This window comes from Ruegeria sp. AA6 (genome assembly GCF_056542865.1).
This window is the reverse complement of the sequence record NZ_JBQGAN010000003.1, coordinates 265,965-275,946: the sequence shown is the minus strand read 5'-3', so window position 1 is coordinate 275,946 and position 9,982 is coordinate 265,965. Positions and strand designations below refer to the sequence as shown.

Here is a 9,982-nt window from a genome sequence, read left to right as displayed (position 1 = left end):
CGTTCGGCGTTGAGCTGATCGCGCCCATCGCGATGGAAAACGGCCTGCGCTTCGCAATCCGCGAAGGTGGCCGCACCGTCGGCGCCGGCGTCGTCTCGAAAATCATCGAGTAATTCGTACCAGCGAATATCTAAAGAAAGGGCGCCCCTTGGGGCGCCCTTTTTCTTTGTGCCGACTGCTTGGATTAATTTTACCTCCACCTCAACGCAACGGAATGCACCCACATTTCCCTCAGGACAAAGAGTGCTGACCCAGCGCAGCGCCCTTTGTTCACGTGTTGCGGCAATTTCATCTGGATTTCGTAGTGCCCCCGCTTTTCGCGCAGGCAATGTGCCAGACGATCAGAAGAGGGGTGAACCATGTTTTGGCTTCCGTTTGTACAATACAGTACGCGCATACTGCACAGCAAAGATCTGGATGATATGCAGATGGCTCTTCTCAGCGACGACGAGAAGAAAGCAAGCAATGTCTGCACAATGCGTTTAAAAACAGATCAGGGCCAAGCCGCCTTTCGATCAGACCGATCCGAGGTCTTCCACAGCGGATGATCCGGCGTCTAAACTCATCACGTACCAAAACGCGCGGGTGAAACCATTCGCGCGCGGAACTGATGAGGTTGTGCATGGTGGGTTTGGACCTGTTGGTGAATACGGCGAATATCGTCTACCTAGTGTCATATTCGGTCAGAGATATTTTTTGGCTGCGTGTTCTGTCTGTGATCGGTGCCTTTATCCTTCTACCCTATTACTATCTTCAAAGCGCTCCACTTTGGGCTCCGATCGGGTGGAACGTGTTTTTCACCGGGATCAACATCTATTGGATTTTGCGTTTGTTGCTGGAACGCCGTCCGGTACCTTTCTCAGATACCGAGCGACATTTGTACCAGATCGCACTGCGGAGCTTCTCAGAGCGTGACGCCTATAACCTGCTCAAGATGGGGGCCAGTAAAACCGTGCCGACCGGGGCGCGCCTATTAACGCAGGGCGATCATGTTCATCGACTTTCGCTTATCGTGGATGGCGAAATCGGCGTCGCGATGAACGGCGAAAGCGTGGATATACTGGGCGAAGGTCGCTTCCTCGGCGGGACAGCTATTCTGAGCAAAGATCAAGATTTCGCGGCGCCGGTGACCGTAATGGCACTGAAACCCTCACGTCTTATTGAGTGGGAGATTTCTGAACTGGCAGCGGAGCTACAAAAAAAGCCCGATCTGGCGATTGCACTAGAGGCAAGCCTCGGGCTTGAGATTTCTCGTTATCTCCAGACCGCCAGATTACAGATGGTTTAGAGTGCGGATTCGGCTGCGGCGCGCACGGCACGGATGTTTTCACCGTAAATCTGAGGTTGGGTAACAGAACCACCCTTGAACACGGCCGAGCCGGCGACCAGTACATCGGCACCAGCCGCAGCCACCAGCGGAGCGGTTTTGGGGTCAACACCACCGTCAATCTCGATATGCACCGGGCGGTCGCCGATCATGTCACGCAGCTTGCGAACCTTACTGGTCATGTCGATGAACTTTTGTCCGCCAAAGCCGGGGTTCACAGTCATGACGCAAACCAGATCGGTGAGGTCCAGCAGATGCTCGACCGCCTCAGCCGGGGTGCCGGGGTTCAGGGCGACACCCGCTTTCATCCCGGCAGCGCGAATGGCTTGCAGGGTGCGGTGGGAGTGCGGTCCGGCCTCAATATGAGCGGTCAGGATGTCGGCACCGGCGTCGGCATAAGCTTGGATGTAGGGATCGACGGGTGTGATCATCAGGTGAACGTCCATCACTGTCTTCACATGCGGACGAAAGGCTTTGACGGCGGGCGGGCCAAAGGTCAGGTTCGGGACGAAATGGCCGTCCATAACGTCGACATGAACCCAATCGGCGCCTTGGGATTCGATCGCCTGAATTTCGGCGCCGAAATTGGCGAAATCGGCGGACAGGATCGACGGGGCGATCTTGATGGTACGGTCAAAGCTCATGGCGGCCTCGTATAAGCGGAAGAGTCGCGGTCGCGTATACCTGCGCCGCGCCGCAAAGGGTAGCCCCCGCGACTTGCGCTCCGTTACAAAACTTTCACCGCCCTGACACATAACCGTTGAGCAGCATCTGTACCTGACCGCCAACATGAATTGGGGGTGGCACGTGCTGCGTATCGAGAGACTGACCAAGCGCTTCGGCGAAAACGTGGCCGTGGACGCGGCAACGCTGGATGTTGATAAACCCTGCATGATCGGGATCATCGGTCGGTCTGGTGCGGGCAAGTCGACCCTGCTGCGGATGATCAACCGCCTGACGGATTCCAGCGAGGGCCAGCTTCTGTTCGAAGGCCGTGACGTCACCCAGCTAAAAGGCCGCGACAAGCGCGCGTGGCAGGCCGACTGCGCAATGATCTTCCAGCAGTTCAATCTGGTGCCGCGTCTGGACGTGGTGTCGAACGTGCTGCATGGCACGCTGAACCGCCACTCGACGCTGGCGACCATGTTCAACCTGTTCCCGATGGATGAAATCCATCGCGCCATCGACATTCTGGATCGTCTGGGCATTGCCGAGCACGCGCCGAAACGGGCCGAGGCCCTTTCGGGCGGTCAGCAGCAGCGGGTCGCCATCGCGCGCGCCCTGATGCAGGACCCCAAGATCATTCTGGCCGACGAACCCATCGCCTCGCTGGACCCGATGAACGCGCAGGTGGTGATGCAGGCGCTGCGCCGCATCCACGAAGAAGATGGCCGCACAGTCATTGCCAACCTGCACACGCTGGACACCGCACGCCGCTATTGCGACCGCGTGGTGGGTATGCGCGACGGCCGTATCGTCTTTGACGGGCTGCCCGAGCAGCTGACCACTGGCGTTGCCCGCGAAATCTACGGCGCCGATGCCAGCTTCTCGGAAGAGGCGACATCGACCGAGATCGAAACTCTGGATGCCACCCAGAAAGCCCTAATGGAAGCGGAAGCGACCATCTGAGCCAACCACCCCCCTTCATCGCCCGGTCCGGTGAAAGGCCGGGGTAATCAAACTGGAGAGAGACAGATGAAAAAACTGATTGCTGCCCTTGCGGCCACTACAGCGCTGGCCGCGCCAGCCTTGGCCGAAGAAATCAGCGAATTCCGCATTGGTATTCTGGGCGGCGAGAACGCTCAGGACCGTCTGAACAACAACGAATGCCTGCGCGTTTACACCGAAGAGACGCTGGGCGTTCCGACCAAACTGTTCGCACCTGCCGACTATAACGGCGTGATCCAGGGCCTGCTGGGCGGCACAATCGACGTGGCCTGGTTGGGTGCGTCGGGCTATGCGAAAACCTATCTGTCCGACCCCGAAGCGGTTGAACCGGTTCTGGTCAAGGTCAACACCGATGGTGGTTACGGCTATTATTCGGTTGGTTTCGCCCGCAAAGACAGTGGCATCACCTCGCTTGACGACATGAAGGGCAAGACCTTCGGCTTCGGTGATCCGAACTCGACCTCGGGCTACCTGATCCCGTCGATCGAAATCCCAGCGGCCACCGGCGCAACCATGGACTCGGGTGATTACTTTGGTGAGGTCAAATTCACCGGTGGCCACGAGCAGACCATCGTTGCTGTCAATAACGGCGATGTAGACGCAGGCGTGACCTGGGCCGATGGTCTGGGCGAATGGGAAGACGGCTACCAGTCGGGCGCGCTGCGCCGCGCTGTGGATGCCGGTCTGGTCGACATGAACGACATGGTCGAAATCTGGAAATCCGCGCCGATCCCGGAAGGCCCGGTTGTTGTCCGTTCGGCTCTGCCTGACGACGTCAAAGCCAAAGTGACCGCGCTGTGGGACACGCTGGAACAGAAAGACCGTGATTGCTTCTACGGTGTGGCCGCAGGCGAAGCCAAAAGCTTCGACCCGATCGGACATGACGCCTACGAAGTCATCATCGAAGCACGCAAGCTGAAGTCCAACTAAGCCTGCATATCCAATGATCGGGGTCCGGTGGAAAACCGGGCCCCGTTTTTCCACTCAGGAGCATTCCATGACAGACCTGACTGCTGGGTCCACGACCGTCGATCAGATCCGCGACGACTATACCGCGATGGCGCGACGCAAGAGGGTCTATGGTGGTATCCTTCTGATCCTGTTCATCGCCATGATGGCCGCAGGGTTCCGCACAGCCGACAGCCGCAATGCGGGCAGCTTCATTGACGGCTGGCACCGGATTTTCGACTATCCGGCTGAGGTTCTGTCCGAGGCTTGGGAAAAGATCGCCGAGATGCCTGCGAACCTTGTCGAGTTCTTCCCGGCGCTGGTCGAGACACTGAACATTGCTGCGGCGGCCACGCTGGCAGGCACGATTTTCGGCACGTTCCTGGCGCTGATGTCGACACGCGGCATGGCCTATTGGCCATCGCTGATCCCGCTTTTCCGCCGTATCTCGGACGTTTTTCGGGCGGTGCCCGAGATCGTAATCGCCTTGGTCCTGATCTTCATTCTGGGCGGTGGCCCGGTGCCGGCAATGATCGCCATCGCCATTCACACAGCGGGCGCATTGGGCAAGCTGTTTTCTGAGGTGAACGAAAACGCCTCGCTGAAGCCGGTCGAGGGACTGCAGTCGGTTGGCGCAAACTGGTCGCAGCGCATGTATCTGGGCGTGATCCCACAGGTTGGGCCGAACTATGTCAGCTATGCTTTGCTGCGGTTCGAGATCAACATCCGCGCCTCGGCCATCCTCGGCTTCGTCGGCGCTGGTGGTCTGGGGTACGAGCTGCGCAACGCAATGTCCTGGGGGCAGGGGCGTTATGACGAAGCAGCTGCCATTTTCCTCCTGCTGTTTGTCACAATTGTCATCGTCGATCAGATCTCGGGCTATCTGCGCGACCGTCTGGCCCACGGGTCGGAAAAAGGAGCCTCGGCATGAGCACCTTCGCCACCAATCTGTCCACTGCCGAGCTGAAATCCGAAGCCGACCGTCTGTTCAACCGCAAGCGTTTGGTGAATTTCAGCCTGCCAGCGCTGGTGCTGGTTTACCTGATCTACGTATTCTTTGCCTTCGACGTGCCGGGGCTCGCCGCGCGGGCGAACTGGGAAAACGGCAAAACGCTGGTTTCGGACAGCTACAGCTACAAAACACATGTCGAGCGGGACAACCGCTCGGGTCAGGTGTCCGCCGCAATCGAAGGTGAGCGCAAGGGCCGCTATCCCGAAGGCGAAGCGCCAGAGTGGGTGACACTGGGCGAAACCACCGTGATTGATCTGGAAGACGGCCATGTCGTGCGTTTTGGACCACAGACGGTGGAATATGACATCCCCGGCTATGGCACAGTGCGCGCAACGCCCAGCCGTTCAGCCGGTGTGCAGGCGGAATTGCCAGCGGGCGACGTGCCCGAGTGGATCAACGTGTCTAAAAACCGCTTGGCGATCACCACGGATGCAGGGCGTCTGACGGTTACGCGCAATCGGTCCGAGGTGTTCCGCTATTTCACCGGTTGGGAGTTGTTCTGGTTCACGCTCGACAGCCCCTATTACGGCAAGTCTTTTCCCGAGCTGGCCGGTCTGGCTGCGCAGGGTGAGGCGGGTGCGATCCTGAACGATTTCTGGACCAACAAGATGTGGCGGCATCAGGATGTGGCTTGGGCCATCTTTGAGACCATTCTGATGGCGTTCCTGGGCACGCTGGGTGCGGCAATGGTCGCTCTGCCGCTGGCCTTCATGGCGACGCGCAATTTCAACCCCCTGCGTTCCATTCGCTTTGCCACGCGACGCGTATTCGACTTTGTCCGCGGTGTGGATGCACTAATCTGGACCGTGGTTCTGGCCCGCGCCTTTGGCCCCGGCCCGTTGACCGGCGCACTGGCCATCCTGGTGACGGATACCGGCACCTTCGGCAAAATCTTCTCGGAAGCGCTGGAAAATGTGGACAACAAGCAGATCGAAGGTGTTCAATCCACCGGTGCCAACGCCCCGCAGCGGTACCGCTTTGGCGTCATCCCGCAGGTAACACCGGTGCTGCTGAGCCAGTTGCTCTATTTCCTCGAATCCAACACCCGCAGCGCTACGGTGATCGGTGCGATTACTGGTGGTGGCATCGGCCTGCTGCTGACGCAGGCGATCATAACTCAGAAAGACTGGGAAGAGGTCGCCTACTACATCGTCCTGATCATCCTGATGGTGATGCTGATGGATTGGTTCTCGGGCTGGCTGCGCAAACGCCTGATTCAGGGCGAAACGGGTAAAAAACGTAAACCGCGCGATCCAAAGGCAAAGCCGTTTCCGCTGCCCTAACCAATGACCAAGGAATACTGACTATGGCACGCTTGCGCCCGGACCAGCCCTTCATCCATCCCAATTGCCAGATTACAGGCAGCCGTTTCGGAGAATATGTTGAGATCGGCGCAGGCAGCCGTGTCACCAATTCGGTCTGGGGGGATTACTCTTATTGCGATCGGACCTGCGACATTGCCAATGCCGAGATCGGCAAATTCGCCAATATCGCTAGCTTTACGCGGATTGGGGCCACGGATCATCCGATGGAAAAGGCGTCTTTGCACCATTTCCTGTACCGTTCGGCAGATTATTGGGATGACGAACGGGATGATCCTGAGTGGTTCGCACATCGCGCCAGTCGTACCGCAGTGATCGGGCACGACACTTGGATCGGCCATGCGGCAATCATCAAGCCCGAAGTGACTGTCGGACATGGAGCCATCGTAGCCTCGGGGGCGGTGGTCACCAAGGATGTTCCTCCTTACACCATAGTCGGCGGCGTAACAGCTCAGTCCATCCGTCGTCGTTTCCCCGAAGAGATTGCCGCGCGCATGTTGGCTATGGCGTGGTGGGATTGGGATAACCAGCGCCTGCGTGCAGCTTTGCCGGATTTCCGGGCATTGAGTGCTGAGGCTTTCCTCAAAAAATACGAGTTTGTCGCTGCGCCAGCGGAGTGAGGGCTCCCGCACCCGCAGGAGCATCGGCTTCGCCGATCCACCTTGGCGGGTTTGGGCCCGGCGCCGCGCAAAGCGCGGCGCTACGCCCAACGGGATGAGGCCTCCGCAAGGAGGCCGAAGACGGGCGGGAGACCCATGTCGCCTAGTCTTCGTTCACGGTTAACGTCACGCGCTCACCGGCGAAAACAGTGCGTCCGAATTCTATTGGTGTCCCTTCCAAGTCGGCATTGATGCCGGCTGAGAACAGTACGGGGGCACCTTGAGGTAGTCGTAAGTGCAGAGCCTGTGTTGCTGTCGCGGCCCGGGCGGTCAGGCGCGTGGAGACGCGTGTGTAATCCGCGATGCCACAATGTTGCAGTGCTTTGGTGACGGAATTCGTGTCCTGCAGGGCTTCGAGAATATCGGGCAGCCGAACTGCTGGGAAAACGCTTTGAAAGAGGGCGATGGGCTGGCCATCCGCCAGAGACAGCCCATCATAGACATGCACCGCGTCACCCGGATTAAGCTGCAGTGCATCCGCCTCTGCTTCATCTGCCGCACGGGTGGTAAGAGACAAGATCGTTTTGCCGGGTATCTTACCGCTGGCCGAGATGCTTTTGTGGTACCTGACCCGTTTACCGATTGGATAGTCGGTTGGGCGGGCGGCCACGAACACCCCGGCGCCGCGCCTTGGGTGAACCAATCCTTGTTCCGCCATCTCAGACAAAGCGCGCCGTACCGTGTGCCGGTTGACCCCATGCTGTGCGGCCAGCTGAGCCTCGGTCGGCAATCGGTCACCGGTATCATAGCGTCCTTCGGCGATGTCCGAGGTCAGGCTCAACGCGATGCTTTTCCAGACCGGAGTTTTGCTCATGTCACTAAACTTTCACACGACTGCGATTGCGAGTCGCTTCCTTGAGGTGTAATATTTGTCTAGTTGTATAGTTCACATAGACAACCCGGCCAAGAGGTTTTGATGGCGGATCAACAAAACATTGCGCACCCCGCGCGCAAGGAATGGATGGGCCTGCTCGCCCGAGCTCCGGAAGAGGCTCTGATGGCACTCTGGGGCGAACTCAAAGCGCAACCCGGCTTTGATTGGCTCCGCAGCCCCGAGGTTGGCGGCGTCATGGTTCGGGGGCGGACCGGCGGTACTGGAGCGCCTTTCAATCTGGGTGAAATGACGGTCACGCGTTGTTCGTTGGCTCTGCGGGACGGCACGGTCGGGCACGGCTATGTGCAGGGCCGCTCCAAACGCAAGGCCGAGGTTGCGGCGTTGGTTGATGCCCTTATGCAGACTGATGCTGCCGGCGAGATCCGGGCAAAAATCATCGCTCCGCTCAGCCAGCACATGCAGGCCACCAAGGCGGCCCGCGCCGCCAAGGCCGCGGCCACCAAGGTCGAATTCTTCACAATGGTTCGGGGAGAGGATTGATGAGCGCCCAAACCCAATTCTCAGGCGGTTTCCAGAACGCACCGATTGACGCGGCGCATGCCTTTCGTGCCGCCATGACCGTAATGGCACGCCCGGGTGAGATTCGCATGCTGTCCGCCAGCGCGTCGCCAGCGCCCTTGTCGGTGGCAGCCGGGACGCTGCTGCTGACCCTTTGCGACCCGGACACAAAGGTTCACTTGGCCGGCGCGACCGATACGAATGAAGTGCGTCAGTGGCTGGCGTTTCACACCGGTGCGCCGCTGTCGGATGCGGCTGAGGCGGACTTTGCGGTCGGAACGTGGCAAGAGCTTGGACCCTTGAGCCAGTATCGTATTGGCACCGCAGAATACCCAGACCGGTCAGCGACCCTGATCGTTGAATGCACTGACTTGCAACAGGCAGGTGCTGTGCTGTCAGGGCCGGGGATAAGGAACACAGCACACCTGTCACTGCCCGATATTCCGGCGCTTCAGGCCAATTCGGCACTGTACCCGTTAGGCTGTGATTTCTTCTTTACCTGCGGTGACAAAATCGCGGCCCTGCCGCGCAGCACGCAGATCAAGGCAGAGGGCTAGACCATGTATGTAGCTGTCAAAGGCGGCGAAAAGGCCATTGAAAACGCCCACGCCTGGCTGGCGGAAGAACGGCGTGGCTCGACCGATATTGCCGAACTGAGCATCGCTCAAATCCGCGAACAACTAAGCCTTGCAGTGAACCGGGTGATGGCCGAGGGGTCTTTGTTCGATCCCGATTTGGCGGCATTGGCGATCAAACAGGCGCGTGGGGATCTGATTGAAGCGATCTTTCTGATCCGCGCCTACAGAACGACCTTGCCCCGGTTTGGCTATTCGAACCCGGTCGAAACGGGGCAGATGACCTGTGATCGCCGCATCTCGGCCACTTTCAAGGATGCGCCGGGCGGGCAGGTTCTGGGTCCGACCTTCGACTACACGCATCGCTTGCTGGATTTCAAACTGGCCGCCGAGGGAGAGGTTCCCCCGGCACCCGAAAGCGCGCCGCGCACCGAGCCGACGCCACACATTACCGAGTTCCTGAAAGGCGAAGATATCATTCAGGACGAACCCTCCAGCGACACCATCCCCGGTGACCTGACCCGCGAACCGATGGAATTTCCTGCTGGCCGCCCCTTGCGCCTGCAATCGCTGACGCGTGGGGATGAAGGGTTCGTGCTGGGCATGGCCTACTCGACCCAGCGCGGTTACGCCCGCAACCACGCCTTTGTAGGCGAGTTGCGGATCGGCAAAGTTGCGGTTGAGATGGACATCCCCGAACTCGGTTTTGCAATCGACATCGGCGAGGTCGAACTGACCGAATGCGAAACGGTAAACCAGTTTACGGGTTCCAAAACCGAACCGCCGCAGTTCACGCGGGGCTATGGTTTGGTCTTTGGGCAATCAGAGCGCAAGTCCATTGCCATGGCGCTGGTCGACCGGGCACTGCGCTGGGAAGAACTGGGTGAGGATAATCTGGGCGCACCTGCGCAGGACGAAGAGTTTGTCCTGAGCCACGCTGACAACATTCAGGCCACCGGTTTCCTCGAACATATCAAGCTGCCGCATTACGTGGATTTCCAATCCGAACTGGAACTGGTCCGCAAATTGCGCCGCGAGGCCGAGGAGCGGATTACGCCGAAGGAGGCCGCGGAATGAG

The 9,982-nt window shown here is 59.1% G+C and carries 12 protein-coding genes; 10 read left to right on the top strand and 2 right to left on the bottom strand.

The genetic code is table 11. From position 1 onward, the window contains the following. Together ACR0LN_RS07255 and ACR0LN_RS07250 are read left to right on the top strand one after the other, a co-directional pair. Positions 1-113: EF-Tu C-terminal domain-related protein (locus tag ACR0LN_RS07255; RefSeq protein ID WP_480428719.1), on the top strand; the 113-nt coding region annotated here is incomplete at its 5' end. Positions 114-622: 509 nt separating this feature from the next. Next, the gene (locus tag ACR0LN_RS07250; RefSeq protein ID WP_480428699.1) at positions 623-1,288 is read left to right on the top strand and encodes a Crp/Fnr family transcriptional regulator; all 666 of its coding nucleotides are present in this window, start codon (positions 623-625) and stop codon (positions 1,286-1,288) included. Here ACR0LN_RS07250 and rpe read toward each other — a convergent pair. Then, positions 1,285-1,971 (bottom strand): ribulose-phosphate 3-epimerase, encoded by a 687-nt coding sequence (gene rpe / locus ACR0LN_RS07245; protein ID WP_480428698.1) that lies wholly within the window; start codon positions 1,969-1,971, stop codon positions 1,285-1,287. The genes ACR0LN_RS07250 and rpe overlap by 4 nt on opposite strands. A 163-nt stretch (positions 1,972-2,134) precedes the next feature. Between rpe and phnC the strand changes: the two genes are divergently transcribed. From phnC to ACR0LN_RS07220, 5 genes are all read left to right on the top strand, one after another. Then, entirely contained in the window at positions 2,135-2,956 is an 822-nt protein-coding gene (phnC, locus tag ACR0LN_RS07240) for a phosphonate ABC transporter ATP-binding protein (RefSeq protein ID WP_480428696.1), read from the top strand. Positions 2,957-3,022: 66 nt separating this feature from the next. Next, on the top strand, positions 3,023-3,925 hold the full coding sequence (gene phnD, locus ACR0LN_RS07235; RefSeq protein WP_480428695.1) for a phosphonate ABC transporter substrate-binding protein: 903 nt from the start codon (positions 3,023-3,025) through the stop codon (positions 3,923-3,925). A 67-nt stretch (positions 3,926-3,992) separates the two neighbouring features. Beyond that, positions 3,993-4,874 (top strand): phosphonate ABC transporter, permease protein PhnE, encoded by an 882-nt coding sequence (gene phnE, locus ACR0LN_RS07230; protein ID WP_480428693.1) that lies wholly within the window; start codon positions 3,993-3,995, stop codon positions 4,872-4,874. Then, entirely contained in the window at positions 4,871-6,238 is a 1,368-nt protein-coding gene (phnE, locus tag ACR0LN_RS07225; protein WP_480428691.1) for a phosphonate ABC transporter, permease protein PhnE, read from the top strand. The genes phnE (ACR0LN_RS07230) and phnE (ACR0LN_RS07225) overlap by 4 nt, the downstream gene beginning before the upstream one ends. A 23-nt stretch (positions 6,239-6,261) precedes the next feature. After that, positions 6,262-6,897: an LbetaH domain-containing protein gene (locus tag ACR0LN_RS07220; protein WP_480428689.1), complete on the top strand. Its 636-nt coding sequence runs from the start codon at positions 6,262-6,264 to the stop codon at positions 6,895-6,897. A gap of 142 nt (positions 6,898-7,039) precedes the next feature. Here the strand turns inward: ACR0LN_RS07220 and phnF are convergent, their stop codons facing one another. After that, positions 7,040-7,750 (bottom strand): phosphonate metabolism transcriptional regulator PhnF, encoded by a 711-nt coding sequence (phnF, locus tag ACR0LN_RS07215; protein ID WP_480428687.1) that lies wholly within the window; start codon positions 7,748-7,750, stop codon positions 7,040-7,042. A gap of 102 nt (positions 7,751-7,852) precedes the next feature. Here phnF and phnG point away from each other — a divergent pair, with 102 nt between their 5' ends. Genes phnG through ACR0LN_RS07200 form a run of 3 tightly spaced genes read left to right on the top strand, consistent with a single transcriptional unit; the run spans position 7,853 to position 9,981 of the window. Beyond that, positions 7,853-8,311, top strand: a complete 459-nt coding sequence (gene phnG / locus ACR0LN_RS07210) for a phosphonate C-P lyase system protein PhnG (RefSeq protein WP_480428685.1) — start codon at positions 7,853-7,855, stop codon at positions 8,309-8,311. After that, a complete protein-coding gene (gene phnH / locus ACR0LN_RS07205) occupies positions 8,311-8,886 on the top strand; it encodes a phosphonate C-P lyase system protein PhnH (RefSeq protein WP_480428683.1) in 576 nt (191 codons plus the stop codon). The genes phnG and phnH overlap by 1 nt, the downstream gene beginning before the upstream one ends. Before the next feature lie 3 nt (positions 8,887-8,889). Continuing rightward, positions 8,890-9,981: a carbon-phosphorus lyase complex subunit gene (locus ACR0LN_RS07200; RefSeq protein WP_480428681.1), complete on the top strand. Its 1,092-nt coding sequence runs from the start codon at positions 8,890-8,892 to the stop codon at positions 9,979-9,981. The last annotated feature ends 1 nt before the right edge of the window (position 9,982 follow it).

Excerpts from the sequence above, each read along its gene's own strand:
- rpe (WP_480428698.1), bottom strand. The coding sequence starts at position 1,971 with ATGAGCTTTGACCGTACCATCAAGATCGCCCCGTCGATCCTGTCCGCC.
- ACR0LN_RS07250 (WP_480428699.1), top strand. The coding sequence starts at position 623 with ATGGTGGGTTTGGACCTGTTGGTGAATACGGCGAATATCGTCTACCTA.
- phnH (WP_480428683.1), top strand. The coding sequence starts at position 8,311 with ATGAGCGCCCAAACCCAATTCTCAGGCGGTTTCCAGAACGCACCGATT.
- phnE (WP_480428691.1), top strand. The coding sequence starts at position 4,871 with ATGAGCACCTTCGCCACCAATCTGTCCACTGCCGAGCTGAAATCCGAA.
- phnG (WP_480428685.1), top strand. The coding sequence starts at position 7,853 with ATGGCGGATCAACAAAACATTGCGCACCCCGCGCGCAAGGAATGGATG.
- ACR0LN_RS07220 (WP_480428689.1), top strand. The coding sequence starts at position 6,262 with ATGGCACGCTTGCGCCCGGACCAGCCCTTCATCCATCCCAATTGCCAG.
- phnD (WP_480428695.1), top strand. The coding sequence starts at position 3,023 with ATGAAAAAACTGATTGCTGCCCTTGCGGCCACTACAGCGCTGGCCGCG.
- phnE (WP_480428693.1), top strand. The coding sequence starts at position 3,993 with ATGACAGACCTGACTGCTGGGTCCACGACCGTCGATCAGATCCGCGAC.
- phnF (WP_480428687.1), bottom strand. The coding sequence starts at position 7,750 with ATGAGCAAAACTCCGGTCTGGAAAAGCATCGCGTTGAGCCTGACCTCG.
- ACR0LN_RS07200 (WP_480428681.1), top strand. The coding sequence starts at position 8,890 with ATGTATGTAGCTGTCAAAGGCGGCGAAAAGGCCATTGAAAACGCCCAC.